The 26,318-nt window shown below is 57.8% G+C and carries 23 protein-coding genes and 1 pseudogene; 14 read left to right on the forward strand and 10 right to left on the reverse strand.

All coding sequences use genetic code 11. From position 1 onward, the window contains the following. The first annotated feature begins 7 nt into the window (after positions 1–7). From araD to ACIK7D_RS23705, 3 genes are read left to right on the forward strand one after another with little or no spacing between them, the layout of a single operon-like run. Positions 8–1,741, forward strand: a complete 1,734-nt coding sequence (gene araD, locus ACIK7D_RS23695; protein WP_400157569.1) for an L-arabinonate dehydratase — start codon at positions 8–10, stop codon at positions 1,739–1,741. 8 nt (positions 1,742–1,749) lie between these two features. Next, entirely contained in the window at positions 1,750–2,475 is a 726-nt protein-coding gene (locus ACIK7D_RS23700; protein WP_400157570.1) for a ribonuclease activity regulator RraA, read from the forward strand. A gap of 29 nt (positions 2,476–2,504) precedes the next feature. Beyond that, the gene (locus ACIK7D_RS23705) at positions 2,505–2,918 is read left to right on the forward strand and encodes an NAD-dependent epimerase/dehydratase family protein (protein WP_400157571.1); all 414 of its coding nucleotides are present in this window, start codon (positions 2,505–2,507) and stop codon (positions 2,916–2,918) included. A 336-nt stretch (positions 2,919–3,254) separates the two neighbouring features. Here the strand turns inward: ACIK7D_RS23705 and ACIK7D_RS23710 are convergent, their stop codons facing one another. The 5 genes from ACIK7D_RS23710 to ACIK7D_RS23730 form a co-directional block, all read right to left on the reverse strand. Continuing rightward, on the reverse strand, positions 3,255–4,070 hold the full coding sequence (locus tag ACIK7D_RS23710) for an ABC transporter substrate-binding protein (protein WP_400157572.1): 816 nt from the start codon (positions 4,068–4,070) through the stop codon (positions 3,255–3,257). A gap of 45 nt (positions 4,071–4,115) precedes the next feature. Beyond that, positions 4,116–5,756 carry a gamma-glutamyltransferase gene (ggt, locus tag ACIK7D_RS23715; protein ID WP_400157573.1) on the reverse strand — a complete coding sequence of 547 codons (1,641 nt, stop codon included), beginning with the start codon at positions 5,754–5,756 and terminating at the stop codon, positions 4,116–4,118. Continuing rightward, a complete protein-coding gene (locus tag ACIK7D_RS23720) occupies positions 5,756–6,520 on the reverse strand; it encodes an amino acid ABC transporter ATP-binding protein (protein ID WP_400157698.1) in 765 nt (254 codons plus the stop codon). Before ACIK7D_RS23720 ends, ggt begins: the two co-directional genes overlap by 1 nt. Before the next feature lie 11 nt (positions 6,521–6,531). Continuing rightward, positions 6,532–7,296, reverse strand: coding sequence for an amino acid ABC transporter permease (locus ACIK7D_RS23725; RefSeq protein ID WP_400157574.1), 765 nt, complete (start codon positions 7,294–7,296; stop codon positions 6,532–6,534). 252 nt (positions 7,297–7,548) lie between these two features. After that, a complete protein-coding gene (locus tag ACIK7D_RS23730) occupies positions 7,549–8,523 on the reverse strand; it encodes a LysR family transcriptional regulator (protein WP_400157575.1) in 975 nt (324 codons plus the stop codon). A 216-nt stretch (positions 8,524–8,739) separates the two neighbouring features. On the opposite strand from ACIK7D_RS23730, the gene ACIK7D_RS23735 reads away from it, so the two are divergent. Then, positions 8,740–9,069, forward strand: coding sequence for a hypothetical protein (locus ACIK7D_RS23735; protein ID WP_400157576.1), 330 nt, complete (start codon positions 8,740–8,742; stop codon positions 9,067–9,069). A 27-nt stretch (positions 9,070–9,096) separates the two neighbouring features. On the opposite strand, the gene ACIK7D_RS23740 is transcribed toward ACIK7D_RS23735, so the two are convergent. Both ACIK7D_RS23740 and ACIK7D_RS23745 read right to left on the reverse strand, forming a co-directional pair. Then, positions 9,097–9,522 carry a TolC family protein gene (locus ACIK7D_RS23740; RefSeq protein WP_400157699.1) on the reverse strand — a complete coding sequence of 142 codons (426 nt, stop codon included), beginning with the start codon at positions 9,520–9,522 and terminating at the stop codon, positions 9,097–9,099. 169 nt (positions 9,523–9,691) lie between these two features. Continuing rightward, positions 9,692–10,820 (reverse strand): annotated as a pseudogene (locus ACIK7D_RS23745) (aldehyde dehydrogenase family protein). A 542-nt stretch (positions 10,821–11,362) separates the two neighbouring features. Here ACIK7D_RS23745 and ACIK7D_RS23750 point away from each other — a divergent pair. From ACIK7D_RS23750 to ACIK7D_RS23775, 6 genes are all read left to right on the forward strand, one after another. Next, positions 11,363–11,827: an SH3 domain-containing protein gene (locus ACIK7D_RS23750; protein WP_400157577.1), complete on the forward strand. Its 465-nt coding sequence runs from the start codon at positions 11,363–11,365 to the stop codon at positions 11,825–11,827. Positions 11,828–11,902: 75 nt separating this feature from the next. Beyond that, entirely contained in the window at positions 11,903–12,688 is a 786-nt protein-coding gene (locus ACIK7D_RS23755; RefSeq protein ID WP_400157578.1) for a hypothetical protein, read from the forward strand. Between the two features lie 247 nt (positions 12,689–12,935). Next, positions 12,936–14,117 carry an efflux RND transporter periplasmic adaptor subunit gene (locus tag ACIK7D_RS23760; protein ID WP_400157579.1) on the forward strand — a complete coding sequence of 394 codons (1,182 nt, stop codon included), beginning with the start codon at positions 12,936–12,938 and terminating at the stop codon, positions 14,115–14,117. A gap of 12 nt (positions 14,118–14,129) precedes the next feature. After that, positions 14,130–17,264 carry a multidrug efflux RND transporter permease subunit gene (locus ACIK7D_RS23765; protein WP_400157580.1) on the forward strand — a complete coding sequence of 1,045 codons (3,135 nt, stop codon included), beginning with the start codon at positions 14,130–14,132 and terminating at the stop codon, positions 17,262–17,264. A gap of 20 nt (positions 17,265–17,284) precedes the next feature. Continuing rightward, complete coding sequence (locus ACIK7D_RS23770) at positions 17,285–18,838, forward strand: efflux transporter outer membrane subunit (protein ID WP_400157581.1); 1,554 nt, start codon at positions 17,285–17,287, stop codon at positions 18,836–18,838. An 89-nt stretch (positions 18,839–18,927) separates the two neighbouring features. Further along, a complete protein-coding gene (locus tag ACIK7D_RS23775) occupies positions 18,928–19,665 on the forward strand; it encodes an ABC transporter transmembrane domain-containing protein (protein WP_400157582.1) in 738 nt (245 codons plus the stop codon). 52 nt (positions 19,666–19,717) lie between these two features. Here ACIK7D_RS23775 and ACIK7D_RS23780 read toward each other — a convergent pair whose 3' ends face one another. Next, positions 19,718–19,981, reverse strand: a complete 264-nt coding sequence (locus ACIK7D_RS23780) for a hypothetical protein (RefSeq protein WP_400157583.1) — start codon at positions 19,979–19,981, stop codon at positions 19,718–19,720. A gap of 3 nt (positions 19,982–19,984) precedes the next feature. Between ACIK7D_RS23780 and ACIK7D_RS23785 the strand changes: the two genes are divergently transcribed. Together ACIK7D_RS23785 and ACIK7D_RS23790 are read left to right on the forward strand one after the other, a co-directional pair. Next, positions 19,985–20,299, forward strand: a complete 315-nt coding sequence (locus tag ACIK7D_RS23785) for a hypothetical protein (protein WP_400157584.1) — start codon at positions 19,985–19,987, stop codon at positions 20,297–20,299. Positions 20,300–20,395: 96 nt separating this feature from the next. Beyond that, the gene (locus ACIK7D_RS23790; protein ID WP_400157585.1) at positions 20,396–20,770 is read left to right on the forward strand and encodes a hypothetical protein; all 375 of its coding nucleotides are present in this window, start codon (positions 20,396–20,398) and stop codon (positions 20,768–20,770) included. Between the two features lie 189 nt (positions 20,771–20,959). Here the strand turns inward: ACIK7D_RS23790 and ACIK7D_RS23795 are convergent, their stop codons facing one another. Next, a complete protein-coding gene (locus tag ACIK7D_RS23795; protein WP_400157586.1) occupies positions 20,960–22,039 on the reverse strand; it encodes an ATP-binding protein in 1,080 nt (359 codons plus the stop codon). A gap of 28 nt (positions 22,040–22,067) precedes the next feature. Then, positions 22,068–22,763: a response regulator gene (locus ACIK7D_RS23800; RefSeq protein WP_400157587.1), complete on the reverse strand. Its 696-nt coding sequence runs from the start codon at positions 22,761–22,763 to the stop codon at positions 22,068–22,070. 346 nt (positions 22,764–23,109) lie between these two features. On the opposite strand from ACIK7D_RS23800, the gene ACIK7D_RS23805 reads away from it, so the two are divergent. Continuing rightward, on the forward strand, positions 23,110–24,303 hold the full coding sequence (locus ACIK7D_RS23805) for an efflux RND transporter periplasmic adaptor subunit (RefSeq protein ID WP_400157588.1): 1,194 nt from the start codon (positions 23,110–23,112) through the stop codon (positions 24,301–24,303). A gap of 53 nt (positions 24,304–24,356) precedes the next feature. Further along, positions 24,357–26,249, forward strand: coding sequence for a MacB family efflux pump subunit (locus ACIK7D_RS23810; protein ID WP_400157700.1), 1,893 nt, complete (start codon positions 24,357–24,359; stop codon positions 26,247–26,249). The last annotated feature ends 69 nt before the right edge of the window (positions 26,250–26,318 follow it).

The raw sequence follows: 26,318 nt of genomic DNA on the forward strand, positions 1-26,318 counted from the left end.
AGATAAAATGGCACGCAAGACTTACGAGCAGTTGCGCTCAGCACGATGGATGGTGCCCGACGACCAACGTTCGTTCGGACATCGCTCACGCACGATGCAGATGGGTTACGATCTCGCCGATTGGGAAGGACGGCCGATCATCGCGATCATCAATACCTGGTCCGACGCCCAACCCTGCCATATGCACTTCAAGGATCGTGTGCAGTGGGTCAAGCGGGGGGTGCTTCAGTCGGGCGGCTTCCCGATGGAACTGCCGGCGCTGTCACTGTCGGAGAATTTCGTCAAGCCGACGACTATGCTTTACCGCAATATGCTGGCAATGGAGACTGAGGAACTGTTGCGCTCTCACCCGGTCGACGGCACTGTACTGATGGGCGGCTGCGACAAGACAACGCCTGGCCTTATCATGGGCGCTGTCAGCATGGGGCTGCCCTTCGTTTATCTGCCGGCAGGACCGATGCTACGCGGTAACTATGCAGGCAAATACCTTGGATCCGGCACGGACGGCTTCAAGTTCTGGGACGAGCGCCGCGCCGGTACAATCTCGAAGGAGGAATGGCAAGGGATCGAAGGCGGTATCGCCCGCTCCTATGGTCACTGCATGACAATGGGGACCGCGTCGACCATGACGGCGATCGCCGAAGGCTTGGGCCTGACATTGCCGGGTGCATCCTCCATTCCGGCCGCCGACGCTGGTCATCAACGAATGTCCACGCAATGTGGCCGGCGCATCGTCGAGATGGTCTGGGATGACCTGACGCCCGACAAGATCATCACGCCGGCCGCCGTGAACAACGCCGTGACCGTCGCGATGGCCACCGGCTGTTCCACCAACGCGATTGTCCACCTGATCGCCATGGCACGTCGCGCGGGTGTGCCGCTGGAATTGGATGATCTGGACCGGATCGGCCGCACAACGCCCGTGATTGCCAATGTTCGCCCGTCCGGGACGGCGTATCTGATGGAAGACTTCTATTATGCCGGCGGGCTGCGTGCGCTGATGAAGCAGTTGGGAGATAAGCTCGACAGTACGGCGATCACAGTCACTGGTAAGCCACTGACAGATGGACTGAATCAGGTAAAAATCTGGAACGAGGACGTGATCCGGCCGCTGAGCAATCCCGTATACCATGAAGGCTCGCTTGCCGTTCTCAAAGGTAACCTTTGTCCCGATGGCGCGGTCATCAAGCCGGCCGCCTGCGATCCCAAATTCCACCGACATCGCGGCCCAGCACTTGTCGCCGACAGTTACCCGGAGATGAAGAAGATCATCGACGATCCAGACTATCCGATTACGCCCGATACCGTACTGGTCCTGCGCAACGCCGGGCCACAGGGTGGGCCGGGAATGCCGGAGTGGGGCATGGTCCCAATGCCTAAGGCACTTTTGAAGCTGGGCCTGCGCGACATGGTCCGGATTTCCGATGCGCGCATGTCAGGTACATCGTTCGGAGCCTGCGTCCTGCATGTCGCGCCCGAGTCCTTCATTGGGGGACCGCTCGCGCTGTTGAAGACAGGCGATATGGTTGAACTGGACGTGCCCGCCAGGACACTCAACATGCTGGTATCCGACGAAGAGCTACAGCGGCGGCGCGACGAGTGGTCTGCGCCTGAGCCAAGATATGAGCGCGGCTACGGCTTCGTCTTTTCCAAACACATCCAGCAGGCCGACAAAGGCTGCGACTTCGACTTCCTGACCACAGAGTTCGGCCGTCCGGTAGACGAGCCGGTCATCAATTAGGAGCCAATATGACCGATGTCATTCTGACCGATGAGACGAGGACAAAGTTGAAGAAGGTATCGACAGCCTCGATCGCGACAGCTTTGTATAAACGGGGTCTTCGCAATCAGTTCATTCAGAACGTCCGCCCGGTTTCCTGGAAAGGCGCCAACATGGTCGGGCAGGCCTTCACGCTGCGATATATCCCGGCCCGCGAGGACCGCAATCCGATCACCGTCTTCCGCAACGCCGACCATCCCCAGCGCGTCGCCGTTGAAACATGCCCGCCCGGTTGGGTGCTCGTGATGGACGCCCGGAAAGACGCTCGCGCGGCGTCTGCGGGATCGATCCTCGTAACACGGCTCGCAAAAAGAGGATGTGCCGGCGTGGTATCCGATGGCGGCTTCCGTGACGCGGAGGGCGTCGCCAGGCTCGATATGCCGGCCTACCACCAGGCGCCGTCGGCGCCCACTAACCTCACCCTTCACGAGGCGCTTGATATCAATGTGCCGATCTCTTGCGGCGACGCGGCCGTGTTCCCGGGTGATGTCCTCGTCGGTGACGGAGACGGCGTCATGGTCATTCCTGCCCATCTCGTCGAGGAACTCGCGGATGAGTGCACCGGAATGGAGACGTTCGAGGACTTCGTGCTGGAGCAGGTAAACGATGGCGCGGCCGTGATCGGGCTCTATCCACCTACCACCGAGAAAGCTGAAGCCGACTATCGTGCATGGCGTGAGCGTACCGGTCGCTGAGCGTCCTGCCCTCATTTCGGGAGAAAGATGTGAAGCGTATCGCCATGACCGGCGGCTCCGGCCATATTGCCTCGCGGATCAGGAATTTTCTGAGACCGGAAGTCGATTTCTTGCGGCTGATCGACGTGCGACCACCCGAAGCCCTCCATGATCACGAGGAATACGTGGAGGCGGATCTTGCCGATGCGAGTTCGATGTTTGCCGCATTGCGCGGGGTTGATGCCGTCATTCATTTTGGCGGCATTTCCACCGAAGCGGAATTCGACGACATTTTGAGCGCCAATATCTGCGGGGTCTACAACCTCTATGAAGCTGCGCGAGGCAACGACGTTCGACGTATCGTACTCGCCTCGAGCAACCATACCGTTGGCTTTTATCCGCGCACGGAAACAGTCAGTCCCCTCGACGTTCCCCGTCGGCTACACGTCTTTCCGGACGAATAAGGGCGGCCGGACGGAGCAGCGGATAATGCCGATTCTTTCTACTGGATTGCAGGTGGCATATCGACCGGAATCAACAGCTTGTCCTCTTCTGGCGAAGTGATAGAGATTTTATCGATTGCCGGCAAGTTGGCCTACCGTGCCGTGTTTCGGCGGCACAAATCTCAATACTTTGTTCGTAACGACCCATGGCACGCAACGACGAGCCGAGCCGAACCGGAGACACTACTCTCTTTCGAAAGCGGTGTTCCCGGTAGCTCAACTTTCCGTTTTCCACTCTGACAGAGCGGCGGATTTGCGAAAATGGGCGGCCCGCAAAATTGCGCCCGACCCTCTACATTAAAGTGCAAGATCCTCGAACGACCAGATCTTTAAGATACGGACGTACTCGCCATTTGCCCTGATTTCGGTGATCGCGGCTTCAAAGGCATCGTGGAGTTCACGATTTCCCGGAAGCGTTGCGATGCCTGTCGGAAACTGGTTGACAGCCGGACCTGCCAGCTTCACGGAGCCGGGGTTCCGCTTGTTGTAGTAGGCCGCTTGGTCACTGGATCCGAGATAGCCCTCAACAAGACCGGCAGCGAGTTGTTGAAAGGCCTCTGCGCTCGTCGGCAGAGCAACAGCCTTGATTTCCGGCCGTCCTCCCGCTTTCAGTGCGCTGTTGGTCTCCTGCATAAGACCTTCACCTGCGGTGCCGATACCAACCGCGATCTTTCGACCTGAAAGATCGGCGAGCGTTTTCAGAGTGAGATTGCTGTTCGCTTTTACGATAAGCGCTGTCCCGGTGATGGCGTAATTCGCGAAATCGACAACCTTGCGACGGTCTGGCTTGTCATAGAATCCGGAAATGATGGCATCACACTGGCCGGCCTGGAGCGCCGGCACAAGACCATCAAACGAGATGTTCTTATGCGTGCTTGTGACCCCAAGGACCTTTGCCACCGCCGCAGCGATATCGATATCGAAGCCTTCGGGCTTCTGTGTTGCGGGGCTCAACATTTCCCATGGCGGAAAACCGACATCGGTGCAAAAAATGATCTGCTTCGACTTCTGAATTTTTTCTGGAAGCTTGATATCGGCACCCTGTGTCGGGATCACTGACTGGATCAATATAGCGGCTGCAGCCGCCAACAAAACAGTAACTCGTTTCTTCATTGTCATTCCCCTTTTGTTGAGCAGTTTAAATCTTCAGGTGGCCTCTTAGAGTGCGGCGACCTGGCCGTCGGAGCGCGGGTCAGCCCCGCCAACCATGACCTTGTCCGTCGTGATCGCAATTGCCTGAGCGTGGCCCATGATTTCTTCCCAGCGGGTCAAAAGACCAATCTTGTGGCCTTTACGTTCAAGCGCCTCCCTTGTCGCGAGTTCAAAACCCTCTTCCATCAGCAACTTGCATTCGCCTTCACCCGAACGGTCGAGATACCAACGAGGCTTTGAGATTGCTTGCTGGACATCAAGCTGGTCATCCACGAGGTCTATCAGCAACTGAAGCTGCGTTTGGACTTGCCCATCTCCGCCCATGCAACCGAACACCAGACTGGGCATGTTCCCACGCATTAGGATACTTGGCATTAGGGTGCTAGGCGGCCTCATACCGCCTTCGAGTACGCCTGGCTCGCCTTCATCGAGATGAAAGGCTGCGCCCCGGTTTTGAAGCGTGAAGCCATGAGTGTTGACAGGTATCGCCGATCCAAAGTCGAAGAACAGACTTTGGATGAGGGAAACAGCCATGCCATTGCAATCAACGACAGCGAGATGGGCTGTGTCGCCCTTGGTGGTGCGGTTCCCTGGCTGTGCGGAAAACGCACTACGCCTTTGGGGATCAAATTGATCAGAAAAGTCGCTTATCCAATCGTTGGACCACAGGCTTTCCAACGCCGGGCCTACCCGTCTCCGATCGTCGTTGAACGCATCACGATCCTGAAGGGAAGCTCCAACCGCTTCTACGAGAAGATGAATGTTATCGGCAGAAAAATTGGAAAGCGGCAGTTCTGACACCGAAGAAACGCGTGCAAGGGCGGCAAGTAGGGCAAAGCCTTGCGTGGATGCCGGCGTTGTGAAAACGTCGTACCCACGGAAGTTGGTGCTTATCGGGGTCACCCATTCCGCCGTATGGTCGGCCAGATCCCCCTCGGTCAGCCATCCTCCAGAGTTGCGCACGGTTTCGGTGATCGAGCGAGCGATTTCGCCACGATAAAATTCCTCCCCCTTGCTTCTACCGATCGAGTCTAAGGTTCTAGCCAGTGAAACCTGCCGGATTCGCTGGTATAGGTTGGGCAACTCGCCGCGACTGCTCCATATCCCCAAAGCGCCTTTTTCCCGCAAATCACGCTCCGCGACACGGAAGCTGGCTACCCCATGTCGGCTGAGAAAGTATCCCTGCTCAGCAATCTCGATGGCTGGCCGAAGGAGTTCGGAAAGTTTGATCGATCCTAGAGCTGCATGTGCCTCCATCCAGCCGCTGACCGCCCCAGGGACGGTCACGGCGTAGGCCGATCTGGATGGTACTGCGCTATACCCTGATGAACGCAGTTGCTCGGCACTCGCTGTGCGGGGAGCACGACCGGAGGCATCGAGCGCCTCTATTCCTCTGGGTGATGCGATGAGCCAGAATGCGTCGCCGCCCAGTCCGCACTGCATTGGCAGCAAGACCATAAGTGCAGCGCTGGTTGCGATCGCGGCATCGACAGCGTTGCCCCCCTTTCGAAGAACCTCCACGCCGACGGCAGACGCCTTTGCATGAGGCGATGAAACCATTCCATCTTCGCCGAGAATAGGTCGGAAACCGGAGAGTTTTGGATAGCGCTCAACCCCGGAGAGCCACGGCCACATCATCGCGTTCATTATTTGATGCCTTTCAGGAAACTTCTCGTGCGCTCATGCACCGGGGCACGGAAAAACTGAGCGGCCGTTGCTACTTCGACGATGCGCCCCGCGTCCATCATCACCACCCGATCTCCCACTTCACGGGCGAAGCCCATCTCATGGGTGACGACAATCATGGTCATGCCCGCTGCGGCGACCTCCGCCATTACCTTGAGAACATCACCGACTGTTTCCGGATCTAAAGCACTTGTGGGTTCGTCGAAGAGAAGTACGGAAGGTTTCAAGGCAAGCGCTCGCGCTATGGCAACGCGCTGCTGTTGACCCCCGGACAACTGACCGGGGTAGTTCTTGAACTTATCCTCAAGACCAACTTTTCTCAAAAGCGCCAGGGCCTCCGCTTCCACCTCGGCCTGCGGCCGGCGCTGCACCCGAATAGGGCCTATCGTGATGTTCTCTAGGGCGGTCAGGTGGGGGAAGAGGTTGAAGCGCTGAAAGACCATCCCTGTCTTGAGTCGCTGTTTGGCAACAACCGCAACTCTCTCTTCTATCAAGCGGTCGCCGGAAAGACGGTAACCGATCATCTCGCCGTCCACGAGGATACGGCCTGAATTGATCTTCTCGAGGTGGTTGATCGTGCGGACGAGCGTTGTCTTTCCGGACCCTGAAGGGCCGATCAAGCAGACGACTTCTCCTTTTTGAACGTCCAGGGAAACGTTATGAAGCACCTGATGGTGACCGTAAGACTTACAGACGTCGATGACTTGCACCAAAGGCTTCTGGATATGTGAATTGCTCACCTGCGGTTCTCCGATGCGATGCTGGTTACGTTCACCTCAACCGGCCATTCCTGACGTGCTAGGCGGTGTTCGATAAATCTCTGAAGAAGCGCGGTTATACTGGTGAGGAGAAGGTACCAGATTGCCGCTATCGCAAAGAGTTCGAAGGTACGGAAGGTTGCAGCGTTCAACGACTGCAGCGTTCCAAACAGCTCTCGTACTCCGATCACCGCCAGGAGCGAGGTGCTCTTGATCATCAACGTGATCTCATTTCCAAGAGGCGGCATCACGATCCTTGCCGCTTGTGGCAAAATGATCCATCGCATTGCGGCCGATGGGCGCATTCCGATTGCTTGTGCCGCTTCGCCCTGCCCCTTTTCGATCGCTCCAATCGCCGCTCGAAAAATTTCAGCCATATATGCCGACTCATTGAGCGAAAGTGCCAAGATGGCTGCTTGCAGCGCGCCGGAGATATGAATGGGACCGAGGTCGAAGTCGGGGTAAAGGTAAAGACCCGAGGCCGCGACGCCAGTGTAAATAAGAACAAGCTGGACGAGTACGGGGGTTCCCCGCCAAAACCAGATGTATGCTCGTGCCGGCTTGCTGAGCCACCAATGTTGAGACATTCGCGCGAGAGCCACGAACAGACCAAGGACGACGCCGAAGACCATCGACACCACAGAAACCCAGATCGTGATCCAAACTCCCGCCAAGATGATCTCTGGCGGATTAAACAAATAGCGAATGAAAAACTCTGGATCGAGATTGAGGTTTCCAAACATAACGGTCCCATCTGGTGTACTTGCATGCCGTATGGCGGGACTCAACGATGGTAAAATCTCGACCGAATGTCCATGAACAAATAATATGCCGCGCCCCGTCGGCACTGGTTTTTTCCTATAACAGCAAGCAGAGGGCCGCAGTATTATATTATTGAAATTGCAGAAAAATATTATGATGAATCGAACCGACGCGCGCCTTTTTAAGAGGTGGAATGCGCATTCATCATGAAATTGATTCATGATGATGGTCGTCTAGGAGTCATGATGCAACGTGCTCTGTGGAAAGATAATCGTTTCCCGGAGCCACGGGGAGCGTGCTGTGAGATCCGGCAAAAGACGCGTTTTTATGATGTCACGAACCATGGCTGCACAACGTTCAGCCATCCAGCCGAACTGACCTGGCTTGTGAGCGGCGACCAGACTGTGCTGAAACACGGCTCCCGGAAATGGATGTAGCCTTATATTCGTCGAATGCTGCCAGACATCATAGGCACTCAAAGGCGTAATAACAGCCCAGCCGAGGCCCGCGTCGATAGTGTTCATGACCGCATTGCGGTCATCCAATGCAAATCGCTCCGGTGGATATATCCGCAAGCGCTTCAGGTGGGCTTCGATATCCCGGCCCATATATCCTCCAATCCAACGAATGAAAGGTAGGCGCTTCGAAATCTCGAGAAGGTCAGAAAGAGATCCAATTTCGCCAAAGCTCGAAGGGGCTGCGAGAATGTAAGGTTCAGTCAGGGCGCTATATGTGACGAGGTGTGCATCCAATTGGCGGTTGATCATTACCGCCGCGTCGATTTCACCGGACATCAGAGAGGCTCTTAGGTCGGGCGTTAGTCCGGTTCGAATGGTGATTCTGTCCACGTGTTCGCTGATAGCCGAGGTTAAATAAGGTATCAAAGCGCCGGGCAGTGAACTGGTTAACCCGATACGGAGATGAGGAATTTTCCCCGCTTTCATATTGTCGATAGTTAAATGAAACGTGCGGAATGACGCATCTACCCTTTGGGCGGCTTCGAAAAGCGCATGGCCCACCGGAGTAAGGGACATCGGCCGGGTCTGCCGGTCAAAGACTTGATCCCGCACAAGCCGCTCAAGGCTGAGGACGCTGTGTGACACCGCCGACTGGGTAATGCCCAAGCGGCGGGCTGCCTCCGTCATATTGAGCGTCTCACAGACGGTGAGAAAAATTCGGATGGATCGAAGATCCGGGCTCTCGGTCATCGTTTCCTCCGCAGACCAAATGATTGAAATTGATGGACGATTGATGTGGGCCCAGTCAATCGCTTCTTTGGCCTGCGATTGAGCCCCGCGCCGCTTGGTCTCGGGCGAGCGCGAAACAAGCTCCGCCGCGACACGTTTCCTAGCTGTTGGGTCGACCAGCGCGCGATTGAGACCGTCGCAACAAGAGGTGTCCGGGCGCAAGACAGACTGCTACAGTTGGCCTCGGTCGATACCTATCCTGTAATGATTGATGGAAATCGTTGTGACAACAACGGTCCGCGCCTCGGGCTTGGGTATGCAGTTCGCTACCGTTCATCGCTCCAGCCGTGGATCAGCGATATTTTCGCAACAGCATTACGGAACAGCTCCGCCATCTCCGATGATCCGTCCACCAACAGTCTCGGTGCTGCCGCCAAGCGCACGATAAAGGAGAAATCCGTTGATGAGCTGCGCGAGACGGATGTCCGCAAGCGCAATCCGGCTGTGCGGCAACGCTCCTACCCGTCGATCCAAACGCGCAGAGCAATGGCTCCAGCCCGATATTGAGCCTCGGTCAGCCAGCCGCTCAACTTCCTATGCGGCCGACAGCACATTGCGCAGACACCTTGCCCTTTCGGCATAGTCAGCGCGGGCGCCGAGCGCGTTGGCAACCTCGGAGAAGGCGTTAAGCAACGTGCCGCAAAAGGTTAGCGCGGCCTCTTCGTACTGCGCCTTTGACACTGTCTCAGTCAGCTTCATATCTTTGAGATTGGGGAAGAAAAGTGCGGTGCCGGCACCTATGGTGGCAACCGGGTTGGAGATGAAGGAGGCGAGTTGCTGACTGCTGGTACCGAGCGCGCCGGTGAGCGAGATTGGCGGATAGAAACTGGCGCGTATCTCGTCGACACCTTTCAACGAAGCACTTAACCTCGCCTCTGCAGCGCGCAAATCCGGGCGGCAGGCGAGAAGGTCGGCCGGCAGTCCGGAGAAGCCTGACTGCCACGGCGCCGGGAGAAATATCTGGAACGATTATACCGGATCGTATCGATGGAAACGTGTCCTGATCTGCGAATGACCTGCCATGCCAGCGGACGATGGCGCCTTTTGTTACGTGGCCGAAGAGTGCAGGAAATCCGGAACTCTGCATCCCGCAACAGGGATGGTGGATGCAGAGGCCCGAGTTTCATCGCTACGGCTGCGTATAGGCGGTCTTGACCACGGTGAAGAACTCGGCGGCGTATCTGCCCTGTTCGCGCGGGCCGAAGGAGGAGCCCTTGCGGCCGCCGAACGGCACGTGGAAATCGACGCCGGCCGTCGGCAGGTTGACCATCACCATGCCGGCTTCCGAATTTCGCTTGAAATGTGCCGCATATTTCAAGGCCGGTCGTAGTGATGCCGGCCGACAGGCCGTAAGGCGTGTCGTTGGCGACGGCCAAAGCCTCGTCGTAATCCTTGACGCGGATGAGCGATGCAACCGGCCCGAACATTTCCTCCCGCGAGATGCGCATCTGGTTGGTCGCCTCGGTGAAGAGCGTCGGCTGCAGATAGAAGCCGGGCGTGTCGTGCTTCAGGAGTTCGCCGCCGAAGGCTAGCTTGGCGCGGTTATGCTCGATCAAGGCAAGCGCAACGCATTTGCCCGTGCCGGTGGAGCCGGTAAACGTGATGCCGGCAAGATCCGGGCTGTCGAGCATGGCCTGGCCGACGACGGAGCCGCGGCCCATGACGAGATTGAGGACGCCCTTCGGCAGGCCAACGCGGTGCAGGATATCGACGATTCGCGTGAGCCGAACCCGGCACCAGATCGGCCGGCTTGAAGACGACCGTGTTGCCGTAGCAGAGCGCCGGCGCGATCTTCTAGGCCGGAATGGCGATGGGGAAATTCCAAGGCGTGAGGATGCCGATGACGCCGAGCGGCTCGCGGGTGATCTCGACGCCGATGCCCGGACGCGCGGAGGCACGACCTCGCCGGTCAGGCGGAGTGCCTCCCGGCGAAGAAATCGAAGATCTGGGCGGCGCGGGTAACTTCGCCGATTGCCTCGGGCAGCGTCTTGCCCTCTTCACGGGCCAGAAGTGCGCCGAGCTCCTCCTTGCGGGCAAGGATTTCGTCGGACGTCTTCTTCAGGATCGCATGGCGCTCCAGGATGCCGGAGCGTGACCAGGCGGGAAAGGCGGCCTTGGCCGCAGCAATCGCCTGCTTCGCGTCCTCGGCGCTACCCTGGGCATATGCCTACGACGTCGTTCGTGTCAGATGGATTGATGTTCTTCGAGGCGTCAGAGCCGACCCATTCGCTGGCAATCAGGTTCTGATAGATCGTCATGACTTTCCTGAAATGATCTTTGGATTGCAGATGCAGCTGTTGGCGTCAGGCAAGCAATCGGAGCGGTTGGAATGTCCTTGACCCGGATTTCTCGGTAAGGGCGACGAGACGGTTGAAAAGATCATCACTGATTTCGAGCCCATCTCGCATCTGTCGTTTCTTCTCGGACATGGCCCGCTCGCCGGGAAGCCTTATTCCGCGCCCCCGCCCGCAACACGGCTCTCCTTGCAGCGCCTGACGAATTCGCTTGTTTCGGCAAGAAAAGCGTCAAGGCCGGAAAAGGCGGCGGGATCGATAAACTGCAAGAACACGCCTTGTGTTGGTTATGGGATGGCCCGTCCTTCCGAGAACATCGAGTATGATGTCTCGTGATTGAAGGAGGAGGAGCCATCCCATAACCAACAGGTTGCGAGCGAAGTGGGGCCGAACACGGAACGGCTCAACCAAATATCCATCGATCGTCGACGCGGCCTAAACATGAGCCATGCAATGGTTTCCGGCGATGGTGGACTTCTGCCAGTCAAACATATTTGGAGCTTTATATGAAATATTCGATGAAAGTGCTAGCTGCAGCAACACTGTGTGCCGCGGGTTTTTCTATCGTGCCGCTCTCTGCTTTGGCTGCCACCAGTGGTTTCTCCACCACAAATCTCAATTTGCGAGCGGGTCCGGGTGTGCGCTTCCCCGCTTTTCACATGGTATCAGCCGGAGAAGATGTTACTATTCACGGTTGCGTTCAACGATATCGCTGGTGCGACATTTCTCTAGGCCAGGCACGTGGTTGGGCCTCGGGAGCGTATCTACAATTTGTCTACGATAACCGGCGGGTTTATGTGCCTTCAGCGGCCTTCCGTCTCGGTGAAATTCCCATTGTTAGCTTCAACATTTCCGAATACTGGAACACTTATTATCATGATTACGATTTTTACAGCGAGTTGGACACTTGGGACGACTATGAGTGGCAAACCGAAGGTTTACCGCCAGGCTGGCACGACCAGTGGGATTAACCCAATTAAAACTGCGCGCAATGCCGATACAAGTGAAAGACAATAAAGCATCCTAATATCCAAAGGAGCTTTATGATGAACATCTTCCGCAAAGTAAGATTGGTCCTGCCTATGCTGCCTCTCGTCCTTTTGCCGACCTTTGCGCATGCGGGCGACTGGGAATACTACGAGGATGGCTATGGCGGTTCGTATTATGCCGAGAGCTACAATGACCGTTTTCACTCATCCGGCGACATCGGTGCGGCCGTAGCGCTCGGTATGGTTGGCGGCATAGCGCTGGGTGCCACCGCAGCAAAACTGCACCCCTTCTGGCCTGCTATCGGACATGGCGCAATGTTTGGAACGACTATCGTGGTGTCTATGAGCGGCAACGGGTTCGCATTTGCGATTAATAGATACTCTCACCCCCCGCCTATTTGGATGGTCGTCAAACCCGTACGCGCCAAGGATGATTTTTCAAGAGGTGCTCTGATGCTTCACCACATCGAGATTTACGTATCGAACCTTGATGCCTCTCATGTTTTCTGGTCGACGCTTCTCGCGAAGCTAGGATATGTGGAAAGCAGTCGTTGGAGCGAGGGCTTCACACTTGCCAACGAACACGACGCTTACCTCACCTTCGTGCAAGTGGCTGAAAAACACGCATTCCGCCAGTATCATCGATGCGGGATCGGTCTCAATCACATAGCCTTTAGGGTGAAGGGCAAAGAGGTGGTCGACTCAATCAGGCATTATTGTCTGGAGAGCGGTATCGCCAGCCTCTATGATGAGAAGTACCCCTTTGCGAACGGCGGTACTGATTATTACGCGCTCTTCATCGAGGATCCGGATCGGATCAAGGTAGAATTCGTTGCCGTGTAAGCCTTTGACACGCGTTAGATTGGCGGCGTGAGATATTCCTGCTGGTGAAGAACCCTTCAGATGAATGCTGATCGCTTTAATCCGAGTGCCTTCGATCCAGTTCGTTTAAGCCGGTTCTCCGGCGGCGGTGTAGTGGCGCAAGCCTGCCCAAAATCTCTCCATTATTCCTCAACGCTGTCTCCACGGTTTTCCGACGCGAGGTAGGCCAATGGTTTAATAAATGGCGTGTCTCACGCGCAATCCCGCAATGGACCTGACGATGCCTCAAAAATTACGAACTGTTTCCATTCTTTTTTGCTCTATGATGCTGCCGCTGCTCTCCGCCTGCGATGGCGGCGGACAGGGGGCTGTTGATGCTGCTCAAACGTCAATGCCTCAAGTCTTGGTCACAATTGTCACAGCGAAACCGGAAACCATTACGCTCGCGGACGAGTTACCAGGCCGTGTCTCTGCCTTTCGGACTGCGGAGATCAGGCCACAAGTCGGCGGCATCCTCGAGAAACGGTTGTTCGAGCAAGGGTCCGAAGTCCAGGCCGGCCAGAAACTATTCCAGATTAACGCTGAACCGTTCAAGGCGGACGTCGATAGCGCAGCAGCAGCCCTCCAAAGAGCTGAGGCCGCTCTCGTACGTTTCAAGGGCAAGTTTGATCGTGCCGAGCAACTCATCGAAACCAAAGCGATCAGCCACGAGACCTACGAGGAGGCGGTAGCCGACCTGGCACAGGCCAAAGCGAACGTTGCGGAAGCGCGGGCAACATTGCAACGTCGTCGTCTCGATCTGGATTTCGCCACTGTCCGCGCGCCGATCGCAGGCCGGATCGGGCAATCCCTGGTCAGCGAAGGAGCTCTGGTATCTACTACCGGCTCGAATGCGTTGGCGATCGTCCAGCAGATCGATCAGGTCTATGTCGATGTCAGGCAGCCTGCCTCGCAGCTCAATGTAATCCGCGAGGCATCGAAGTCGGGGCAATTTGACGACGCCTCGAGGATCCCGGTTACGATCCTTGGCGCGAGCGAGAAGCCCTACTCCGTTTCGGGAAAAGCCCTCTTTTCTGAAATTAGCGTCGATCCGGGGACGGGCAACGTCACTGTACGGGTGCAGGTCGACAATCCGAATCGGCTGTTGCTTCCCGGCATGTATGTCCGGGCTCGGCTGCCGCGCGGTGTGCGGCACAATGCGCTGATGGTGCCGCAGGAAGCCGTCGTTCGTGACCCAACAGGGCAGTCGCAATTGGTTATCGTCGGCGGCGACCAGAAGGCAGCACGCCGTAACGTTGATATCGGAGAGATCATCGACCGTCGCGCCATCGTGACCTCCGGCCTGAAACCCGGGGAGATCGTCGTCGTGCAAGGTCAGGAGCGAGTCCAGGACGGAGCGCCTGTCGAAACCGCAGAATTTCATGCGCCCGACGCGTCGGCAAAGAACTGAGGAGCGAGCGTCATGCCTCAGTTCTTCATCAATCGCCCCGTCTTTGCCTGGGTCATTGCCATCTTCATCGTTCTTGCGGGGGTCATCGCCATCCCGCAGCTCCCGATATCCCGCTATCCGACGATCGCACCGCCGAGCGTCAGTATTGGTGCGACTTACACCGGTGCGACGCCGCAAACGATCAATGACAGTGTGATAGGGTTGATCGAGCGGGAGCTCTCGAGTGTCAAGAACCTTCTCTACTTTGAATCGACCGCCGATACATCCGGTAGCGCAAGCATCACAGCGACCTTCAAACCGGGCACCGATCCGGAAATGGCGCAGGTCGATGTGCAGAACCGCCTCAAGGCGGCGGAGGCCCGTCTTCCTGAAGCCGTGCGCCGCACCGGCGTTAATGTCGAGTCGGCGGCATCGAACTTTCTGATGCTCGTAACACTCACGTCTACGGACGAGCGCTACGATCCGCTGACGCTTGGCGACTACATGACCCGCAATATCGCCGAAGAATTGAAGCGGATTGAAGGCGTTGGCCGCGTCCAGGCCTTCGGTTCGGAAAAAGCGATGCGGATATGGGTGGATCCCGCCAAGCTGGTCTCCTACTCACTGGCCTTTGCTAAGATCACCCAGGCTATCCAAACGCAGAATGTGCAGATTGCACCTGGACGAGTCGGTGCCGAGCCGACCGTACCCGGCCAGAAGGTGAGCATCCCCCTGACGGTCCACGGACAACTGACGACACCCGAGGAGTTCGCCTCAATCGTGCTGCGCTCGGAAGCGGACGGCTCCAAGCTGCTGCTCGGCGATGTTGCGCGCATCGAGATCGGTGCCCAGAGTCTCGGTTTCGTCATCCGCAGCAATGGCAAAGAGGCGACGGCTTTGGCGATCCAACTAGCACCTGGCGCAAACGCCGTGAGTACGGTCGCGGCAGTCCGTGAGCGTATGGCCGAACTGGCGCGGGCAATGCCTGCAGGCATGGAATTCGCCATTCCATACGACACCGCTCCGTTCGTAAAAATTTCGATCGAGAAGGTTATCCATACCTTGTTTGAAGCCATGGTGCTGGTCTTCCTGGTCATGCTGTTGTTCCTGCAGAAGGTTCGCTACACGCTGATCCCGGCAATCGTCGCCCCGATCGCCCTTCTCGGCACGTTCGCGGTGATGCTCATCACTGGCTTCTCCATCAATGTGCTGACCATGTTCGGCATGGTGTTGGCGATCGGCATCATCGTCGATGACGCGATTGTCGTGGTCGAGAACGTCGAGCGCATCATGGCGACAGAGGGCTTGCCACCCAAGCCAGCCACGCAGAAAGCCATGAGGGAGATCACGGGGGCTGTGATCGGCATCACGCTGGTGCTGTCGGCGGTGTTCATCCCGATGGGCCTTGCATCCGGATCGGTCGGGGCGATCTACCGGCAGTTCACCCTGTCCATGGCGGTATCGATTCTGTTCTCGGCCTTCCTCGCCCTGACACTGACGCCGGCTTTGTGTGCGACGCTGCTCAAGCCGGTCGGCACGGAGCACCACCGAAAGAAGGGCTTTTTCGGCTGGTTCAACCGCTCCTTCGACCGGATGACGGACGGTTATGCCGGTTGGGTCGCCGCTCTCGTCCGGCGCGGCGGGCGGATGATGGCTCTTTATGCCGTGATCGTCGCGTTGCTCGGCTATGGCTATATTCAACTCCCGTCGGCTTTCGTTCCCGAGGAGGACCAAGGCAGCTTCATGACATCCTTCTCCCTGCCGGCCGACGCAACAGCAGAGCGCACACGCAGCATCGTGGTGATGTACGACGACCACATCGCGGCGCGACCAGAAGTCGACAATAACATCTCGATCCTAGGCTTCGGTTTTTCCGGTTCGGGTCCAAATGCTGCCATGGCGTTTACCTCGATGAAAGACTGGAGCGAGCGGACAGGCACGATCAACGAGGAAGTGGCGGCAGCGACCGAAGCCATGGCGGCAGCGCCCGAGGGCACGGTCATGAGCCTGAAGCCTCCGGCGATCGACGCCCTCGGCACCACCTCCGGCTTTTCATTACGCCTTGAGGACCGCTCCAATCGAGGCAATGCAGCCCTGCAGGCAGCCCAGGCACAGCTTCTGAAACTAGCAGTGGCAAGCAAACGGGTTGCCCGCGTCTATCCTGAAGGCTTGCCCGGCGGGTTCAGTGTCGCGCTGAAGATCGACCGGCAGAAAGCTGAGGCCCTTGGCGTACCGTTCACCATGATCAGCGACACGCTGACAGCAGCGATAGGATCGACCTATGTCAACGACTTTCCCAACGCCGGTCGCCTCCAGCAGGTGATCGTGCAGGCCGATGCGCCCAACCGCATGCAGATCGATGATGTGCTGAAGCTTTATGTGCGCAACAATGCCGGCGGCATGGTTTCGCTCTCAGAGGTGGTTACGCCGGCCTGGGAGGACAGCCCGCTCCAGCTCGTTCGCTACAATGGCTATCCTGCCGCGCGTATTGCCGGCAGCGCCGCCCCCGGCGTGTCGAGCGGCGACGCCATGGCCGAGATGGAACGGCTAGCCTCGCAACTCCCTCCCGGCTTCATGGTCGAATGGACGGGCCAGTCGCTTCAGGAGAAACAATCCGCTTCGCAAGCGCCGATATTGCTCGCGCTTTCGATGCTGGTCGTGTTTCTCGTCCTGGCTGCGCTCTACGAAAGCTGGTCGATCCCGATTTCGGTCATGCTCATGGTGCCGCTTGGCATTCTTGGAGCCGTTGCGGCCGTGTTGCTGCGAGGTCTGGAGAACGACGTGTTCTTCAAGGTCGGCCTAATCACAATCATCGGTCTGTCGGCAAAAAATGCGATCCTGATCGTCGAGTTCGCAAAGAACATTCGCACTGAAGGGCACGACCTGCACGAGGCAGTGATAGAGGCAGCCCGGCTGCGCCTTCGGCCGATACTGATGACATCGCTCGCCTTCGCGCTTGGTGTCGTTCCCCTGATGCTCGCTCGTGGCGCCAGTGCAGAAACTCAGCACGCGATCGGAACCGGTGTCTTCGGGGGGATGATTTCCGCCACAGTGCTCGCCGTCCTTTTCGTGCCCGTCTTCTACGTCGTGGTCATGAAGATGTTTAATCGACGCGGCTCGGAACCTGAAAAAATCGCGTCTCCTGTCGCCCCTCACCCAGGCGCCTGAACTGGTACGAGGACAATTTGATGAAACTGCAACATCCCGTGAGCTCAACCTTGACCTCGACAAATAAAACGGACCAAAGCCGAGGCGGCAGATCGTTCCGGCCCAGCACCATCCTCTCGGCTTTTGCGCTGGCGCTCGCTCTTAGCGCCTGCGCCGTCGGACCGGACTACACGAAGCCATCCCTCGCGGTTCCCGCTAGATGGGGCGCGGCCGGCAACGTTCAGACAGCCCGGCCAAGCCTTGCTCAGTGGTGGACACGTCTCAATGATCCGTTGCTGAACGCACTGATCGTGGAGGCGGCTCAGGGCAATCTCGACGTTGCTACCGCGAAAGCGCGGGTGCGCGAAGCGCGCGCCGCATACCGTCAGTCGGTGGGAAGCCTCTATCCGACATTGAGTGGAACGAGCGCGGCAACGCGCCAGCGAACGGCCACTGGAGGCGCGCGTGGGGCGGGCAGCGAGTCTGGCTCCTCCACGGCCTCCCAATATCGGGCCGGTTTCGACGCCAGTTGGGAGGTCGATGTCTTCGGCAAGAACGAGCGTGGTGCGGAGGCCGCCGGATACGGTATCGAGGCGGCGGAGGAACAAGTGCGCCTCTCGCTGTTGACGCTGATCGGCGACGTTGCCTCCAACTACGTGCAGGCAAGAGGTCATCAAGCGCGTATTGCGCTTGCGAAACGCACCGCGACCGCCCAACGCGAAACGGAACAACTGACCCGTACGCGTTTCGACGCCGGAGCCGTATCCGCAGTGGATCTCGCCAATGCGACGGGCCAGGCCAGCAACATGGAAGCCACCATCCCGACCCTTGAAGTCGCCTATGCGGAGACCATCCACAGGCTGAGTGTGCTGACAGGCCGCGCTCCCGGCGATCTGACCGAGCGTATGAAACGCAGCTCGCCGATCCCGCGTCCAAAATTGCCCATGCCGGCCGGAGTTCCCGTCGATATTCTTCTGTTCAGGCCAGACGTGCGTCAGGCGGAACGCCTTCTCGCCCAGGCGACGGCCAGGATCGGCCAGGCAGAGGGTGCGCGTTATCCTACGGTCAGCCTCACCGGCAACATAGCGACGTCCGCCTTGAGGGTCGGGGATCTGGCAAGAAACTCCTCCATTAGTTGGGCCTTTGGTCCTACCCTCAACGTGCCGATCTTCAACAGCGGGCAATTGCAGGCTACGGTTGAAGTCGCACAGGCGCAGCGCGATCAGAACTTCGTCGGCTATCGAGTGTCTGTGCTCAAGGCGCTGGAAGAGGTAGAAAACGCGCTGGTTGCGATCACACAGGAGCGTATTCGCTATCGCAAGCTGGCGTTTGCGGTCGAATCTTACCGTCGGGCCGCCACGTTGTCGCGATCTCTCTATCAAAGTGGCTCCACGGATTTCCTGATGGTGCTTGATGCCGAACGTTCACTTTATTCCGCCGAGGACGCGCTCGTGCAAAGCCGCGTTACCCTGTCGACCAGCTATATCGCTCTTAACAAGGCGCTCGGCGGTGGTTGGGACGGCGTGATCGATGTGTCGAAGCCAGAGGTCGTCGACCGGGCGATGGGCCCGCGCCTAGCTTTGAAACGCCCGTAACATGGAGCCCACGCTGCCATGAGCTTTATCCAGGGTTCGCTGATGTCGGGGATGAGAGAGCCGAGTTCCCGCTCAATCGGAGGTGACCAATGACAAGTAGGTATGAGGAGGCCGAAGAACGCTCATATGCGGAGTTGGCGGCGACGCATGTCTCCATGCGCTGCGTGCTCGGCCTGTTCAGCGCCTATGCCGGCCGACCGGTGGCGATACTTCTCGTCATCCTCACGTCGTCCGTCGCGGGAATCGCGGCGCCATTCCTGTTGCGCGCTATCATCGACGACGCCCTTCCGAACGGCAATCTCGGCCTTCTGGCGCTTCTGGCAGGCGGTCTGATCGCCTTGGCATGCATCGGTACCGCGATCGAAGTCTTCCATGTGATCACTTCGAAAGTCGGCCAGTCGATCATGCGCGACCTGCGGATGAGGGTCTACACGCATCTGCAATCCCTCTCGCTTGGGTTCTTCACCGCGACGCGAACGGGCGAGGTTCAGGCGCGTATCGTCAGCGACATTGGTGGACTTCAGGCGCTGGTCACCCACACGGGCAGCGAGTTGATGCGCAACATCAGCATCGTGGTGATGACGACCATCGCGATGCTGGCGTTGGAATGGCGGATGGCGCTGTTCTCTTTCCTGGTCCTGCCGATGGCCATCTGGATTAGCCATCGCGTCAGGCAGTTGCGCGAGGAGATCACCTATGAGCAACAGCAGCGGATCGCCAACATGTCCTCGGCCGTGCAGGAAATGCTTTCGATCTCCGGCATCATTCTCGCACGCACCATGGGCCGCACCGGTCATCTGACGCGGCGGTTTATCCGCACATCCTAAGGTGTGCGGTGCTCGAGGTGCGATCACACACTGCCGGTCCGTGGCTGGACCGTCATTGATTTGGTCCTCGAGCGTTGCCGACGCTGACCTTGTTGCTCGTTGGCGTCTGATGAGCCACGGCGCGACGACCGTGACAATCGGCACCCTCGTCGCAATGATCGCGCTCCAGGAACAACTGCTCTGACCACTTGAGGAGGTTCTGGAAACGCAGGACCCCTATCTGTTCAATGCCACCGTTGCCGACAACCTTCGCTTCGCAAAACCCGAAGCCACAGACGAAGAACTGATCGCCGCAACCAAGATCGCTCAGACCCATCACGTGATCTCCGCGCTGGCGCTGGCGCGTACAGTCCTTCGCAATCCCCGTCCGCCGCTGATGGACGAGGCGACCAGCGCGCTCGTTACCACAACAGAGCAGGCGATAGCGAAGGCGCTTGAGACGCATGACAGGCCCTGGACGATCATCACAATCGCTCATCGCCTGTCGACGGTGAGACACGCCGATCAGATCATCGTTTTGGACAAGGGGCGCGTTGTGGAGCGCGGCAATCATCGTGAGTTGATCACAGTTGACGGCATCTATGCCGAACTGGTGCGCAATGCCGGTGAACCGGCACCTACGCCCCGTGCTTGAGTCAGTTAGAACCGTGGAGGTCGAGCAGTTCCAAATTGCCGCCGTACCCGGTAGGTGGTTTGCGCTCCTTCCTCCGGAACGATCGATGATACGACCGTGCAGCTTTGGAGGACATTACGAAGAATTTATTCAGAGCCGATCGCACGCAACCTTGCCGGTTTCCACAAGGAAGGTTTAACGGCGGAAACGATGCACGGGCGCGGTGGTGAGCCGAGGGGATTGGTCGTCGACACGCTGGACGTGCTACGACGCAGCGAAGATGCTACCGATTTGCCTGCAACGATGATTTCAGCCAATTCTCGGGTGTTGCGCGCCGATGTCCACTTCGGGGTGCCACATCATTTCCGAGCGATCCGACCGTATGGTGCCGAACTTGCGTCGCGATATCTGGCGATTGATCGCAAGTTTGTGGTGGTTATGGCGGAAATGGCAACGACGAACGCGTTAAACTTCAGGCAGAAAAAGGGTTAGCGCATGTGAAAATATCGACCTGAAGCGCGTTTTGTTGTTCGCAGGTTTCTAGACACCTCATTTGCAAGCACGGGGCCGATTAATGACGCAGACGCCACGCAGGGCGGTCGGGGCCCATTAGCGCAAGGGCACCGGTTTTTATCTCCCACGCGCCTGTCGGTGAACGCGTCAGTATCAGGATTCCGCCGTTCATGAGCCTTCGCCTTTATTCAGCCAAGCTCGGAACCGTGACTGGTGCGAGCTTGAGCTTGATCTAGCCGCTGGTAACCATATCTCGATAGATGTCCCCTTTCCGCCATCGTCGGCGATGGTTGCGTCGCCATCATGCGCCTGTGCGATAGCCTTCACCACTGCCAGACCAAGTCCGGAACCACCGCTGGCGCGGGCGCGGGAATCGTCTCCGCGCCAAAACCGCTCGAATGCGCGTTTTTCCGCGCCGGTCGGAAGACCAGGACCATTGTCGGAACATCTAATGAGTACTCGCTCTTTTGTCATACGTGTCTCAATTACGACGGTGCATCCCGCCGCATAGCGACGTACATTGTCCAAGACAGCGAGTACAGCCTGACGGATTCGTGCCCTATCGGCGATAACCGGCGCGCGACCGAAATCACGCTTGATAGTGACGCCAGCGCTTATAAGGTCCTGTTCAATAGAAGCGGTTACGGTCTCCGTTTCCTCCGCAAGATCAATTTGATCGAGCTTGAGTTCCAGCCTGCCAGCATTGGAAAGGCCGAGGGTTCGCAGATCCTCGACGATGCGGGTCAGGTCCTCGACATGCGCGATCAAGCGGCTGTAAAGTTCTGGGCTCGCCTTGAAAGCACCGTCGGCGAGGCCCTGAAGGCGGCCGCGTAATATTGTGAGGGGTGTTCGCAGTTCATGCGCGATGGCCGAGTTCGAATACTTGAGTTCCGCCTCCGCTTTTTCCAAGCGCTCGGCCATCACATTGAAATCCGCGATCAAACGTTCGGCCTCACCGTACGCTGTCGCGATGGTTTCGGCCCTGGCGGAAAAGTCGCCACCAGCAATCGCGTGAACCGCACCGGCAATGGATTTCAATGGTCGAACGATGCTTTGAGCAAGGCGCCAGCCTGCAACCGCGGAGGCAGTCAATCCAACTGCCAAAATGATCCCGAGGACAATGAAGTCACCAGCATTCCATCGGTCCTCGTAGATTTCATTCGGGTAAAGCCAATCGTAGAAAAGCGTGTAGTAGGTGATCCAACCTATATACATCACAGCGAACGCACCTAGCGTCAGTGCGCTCATGGCACGGACCATCTGACTGTTGAGACTTCTAACCATCGCGGTCCGCCAGTCTGTAACCGACACCGCGGACGCCAGACAGCAGCCCGTCGGCTCCGGCTGCAGCAAGTTTGCGTCTGAGATTGCTGACATGGCTGTCGACGGTTCGCTCAAGGGCCTCACCTTCCGGCAAACACGCATCGACGAGTTCCGATCGCTCGAATACCCGATTGGCCGACACTGCCATGTAGGCAAGCAACCGGAATTCGGTCCGTGTCAGTTCCAGTATTGACCGACCACCGGGTTGGTCGACGGAAGCTACATATGCGTCCGGATCCACTGTAAGCGGCCCGATACGGATCAACTGCCGGCTACTGCGGCCCATCGTTCGTCGCAGCACTGCCCTGGCGCGCGCGACCACTTCCAACGGATTGAAAGGCTTGACGACATAATCATCAGCTCCGATCCGCAAAGCCTGCAGTTTGTCGAGATCCTCGGCAAGCGCCGTGACCATGATGACCGGAGTATCGCCACGGCGACGGACGGCCGCCAGTACCTCATAACCGTCCTGTCCTGGAAGCTTGACATCGAGGATGATCAGGTCGGGTTTGAGACGATGATGATGAGCAAGGCCAATTGTTCCGTCGCCGGCCATGATCGTCCGGAAACCTTCCCGAACGAAGTAGGTCTCCAGTATTTCGGCAATTTCGGATTCGTCCTCGATAATGAGCACTAGTGCATTATCCATAACTCTCTCTTGTCATCGGTGTCTGCCGTTACCTCTTAGAGAAGCTACTTATCGGCAAACGTCAATGGCCGCATGCCCACCTCAACAAAACCTCAACATTCCCTGCACACAGCGCAAACGAAAGTCAGGAAAATATCAAGCTGAAAGGGGCAAAACATGCTCGAACGGCACATGACTATAATCTGTATATTGGCGACCTTCTTCGGCATCCTCTTCAGCGTGATGATCAACAATTCATTCTCGCCCAATTCAACCGCCAAAGCGACGCGAGCAGAGTTCATCAGATGATGCCAGCGGAACGTGGTCGATAAGGAATGAACAAATTACTATCGAATGAGCGTAGCGCATGATGATGACATCAAGGGTAACTGTCCGATATTTGAAGATTGCAAGCATGGTCGCGGGAGCATTGTTCGCGATCCTTTCCGTCTTTGGTGCAGCCGAGCGTGTTCCGACGCATGCCGTCTTCACCGAGCCCGTGGTCATCGGATCGATCGAGGAGACAGTGCTGGCGAATGGCGTCCTGGAACCAGTACGCATTGTCAGCGTGGGTGCACAAGTCTCGGGCCAACTCAAAACGCTGCATGTGAAGCTCGGGCAAGTGCTCAAGGCTGGTGATCTGATCGCTGAGGTTGATTCTATTCCGCAGGCGAATGCGCTGCGCATCGCCGAAGCCTCACTCGCCAACGTCAAGGCGCAACGCAAGGCACGCGGGATTCAGCTCAATCAGGCTAAATTGGCCTATGCGCGGCAACAGATGCTGAGGAAGGAGAAGGCCGGCTCGGGCGCTGACTTTGAGACGGCGGAGGCAAACTCCCTTGCACTGCAAGCGGAAGTGGAAGCCTTGGAAGCGCAGATTGCCCAGGCCGCTGTTGAAGTGGAGAGTGCCCGTGCCAATCTCGGATATACGAAAGTTAAGGCACCGATGGACGGTGTTGTCGTGGCAGTTGTTACCAAGGAAGGACAGACGCTGAATTCGATGCAGGCCGTGCCGACAATCGTAGTGTTGGCGCAACTCGACATCATGCGTATCAAGGTGCAGATATCCGAGGCTGACATTATCCGAGTGAGTCCTGGATTGAATGTTCGCTTCACGATCATGGGTGACACCCGCAAGCCCACGCCCGGTTTGCTTGAATCAATCGAACCGGCACCGACGGCAATCGCGACCGAATCCGGCGCTGCAACGGCAACGAACAGTTCGGCCACAACTGCAGTTTACTACAACGGCCTGTTCGAAACGCCAAATCCCGATGGGCGGCTGCGTCCGATGATGACCGCCGTCGTTACCATCATCACGGGGCGTGCTGAAGATGTGCCACTCGTTGCCTGGGCGGCTCTCACCGAGCGCGATGGGCGGGGACGCTACCGCGTTCAGGTCCGCTCTGCCTCCGGAGGTGTTTCTGACCGGCTCGTCACCATAGGTCTGACCGACCGCCTCAAGGCGCAGGTTCTCGACGGACTCGCCGTCGGCGATCACGTCGTCATTCCCGCCGACGGTCAGCAATCGGAAGACGGTAGCGACATGGTGATGATGTGACCGCGCTGATCGAGATTGAAAAAGTCAGTCGCGTGTTCCGGACGGGCGAAGAAATGGTAACAGCCCTTGCTGACGTCGATCTTTCCATTGGAAGTGGAGAATTTGTCGCCATCGTCGGCGCGAGCGGGTCGGGCAAGTCGACGCTGATGAACATCCTAGGATGCCTTGATCAACCCAGCACCGGCGATTATCGTATCGACGGTCGCAGCGTTGCCGGCTTGACGCCGGATGAGCTCGCAGGACTTCGCCGCGAGCATTTCGGTTTCATCTTTCAGCGATATCATCTTCTCGCTACGTTGAATGCTACCGAGAATGTCGCAATGCCCGCCGTGTACGCTGGTCTGGATTCCGCATCTCGGCGTGAACGTTCATCCTGGTTGCTTCGCCGCCTCGGTCTGGGCGACCGCCTCGTCCATCGGCCAAATCAACTTTCCGGCGGGCAGCAGCAGCGTGTTTCCATCGCCCGTGCGCTGATGAATGGTGGGCGAATTATCTTGGCCGACGAACCGACCGGAGCGCTCGATAGCCGAAGCGGCGAGACCGTACTCCAACTCTTAAAGGAGCTTCACGCCGAGGGCCACACGATCGTCATCGTCACTCATGACATGGAGGTGGCTAGTCATACGGACCGCATCATCGAGATTCGCGACGGTCTGATCCTCTCAGATCGCCGCATACATGATCCGAGCCCTGTTGGTTTTGCCCCGCCCTTCGACGACAGCTCAGCACTTGGCGTCCTTACCGGCTTCCAGCGACGCCTGACAGAAGCGTTTCCAATGGCGCTCCGCTCTATGGCTGCACATCGGCTAAGGACGTTCCTTACAATGCTCAGCATCATCATCGGCATAGCGGCGGTGGTCGCCGTCGCAGGACTCGGTGAGGGGTCGCGTCAAAAGGTTCTCGCCCAGATCAGCCAACTCGGGGCCAGTACGCTCGCCATTTTCCCGGGCCGCTATTGGGGCGACGAACGCGCCGCAAACATCACAACGCTGGTCGCCTCCGACGCGGCCGCACTTGCGGCGCAGAACTATGTCGACAGCGTCACCCCGGAAGTTTCCACATCAGGCAAGCTGCGCGTTGGACGCATCTCCGTCAACGCCAACGTCAACGGAATCGGCTCCAGCTATTTCCAGGTCAACGGTCGCAGCTTTGTCCGGGGCGCCACCTTCTCTAAGAAGAGCGTTGCGGAACGGCGTCAGGAAGTAATAATTGATGATAGGGTTGCCACCGCGCTCTTTCCAGATGGCGCGTCTCCTTTGGGGCAGGTTATGATGATTGACCGGATGCCGGTTATCGTCGTAGGGGTCGTCGCGCGCCGCTCGGGCATGGGCGCGGACAAGACGCTTCAGGTTTATCTCCCTTATACTGGCCTCACGGGCAGGTTACTCGGCCCGGCCACCAGCCTAACCAGTCTCACCGTCCGGATCGACGACAAGATCGACACAGCCGTTGCAGAGCGAGCCATCGTCGGCCTCATGACACGCCGCCACGGTACGAAGGACTTCTTCATATTCAATAGCGACCAGATGCGACGGACGATAGAAGGTGCATCACAAACGATGGCACTGCTAATCTCCTTGGTTGCTCTCATCGCCTTGATCGTCGGTGGCATCGGCGTCATGAATATCATGCTCGTCTCGGTCACCGAGCGCACTCGCGAAATCGGTCTACGCATGGCCGTCGGCGCCCGGCGTATTGACATTTTGCTGCAGTTCCTGATCGAGGCCGTCATGATCTGCATCGCGGGTTCGATACTCGGCGTTGGACTGGCACTGGGCGTTGCCGGTCTCCTCGGCGGCGCCGGCGGCCAATTCCCGATGGTCATCTCCATTCCAGCCATTCTTGCTGCTTGTCTGGTTGCGTTAGCGATTGGCCTCCTCTTCGGATTCCTACCCGCCCGTAACGCGTCACGTCTCGATCCCGTGGACGCTCTCTCAAGGGAATAGTATGAAGCGCCCGGTTACCCTATTTGCCGCACCTCTGAGTCAATAAGACAGTTCGGCACGAGCAGCAGC

It is taken from the genome of Agrobacterium sp. P15N1-A (genome assembly GCF_044626815.1).
GTDB lineage: Bacteria > Pseudomonadota > Alphaproteobacteria > Rhizobiales > Rhizobiaceae > Agrobacterium > Agrobacterium leguminum.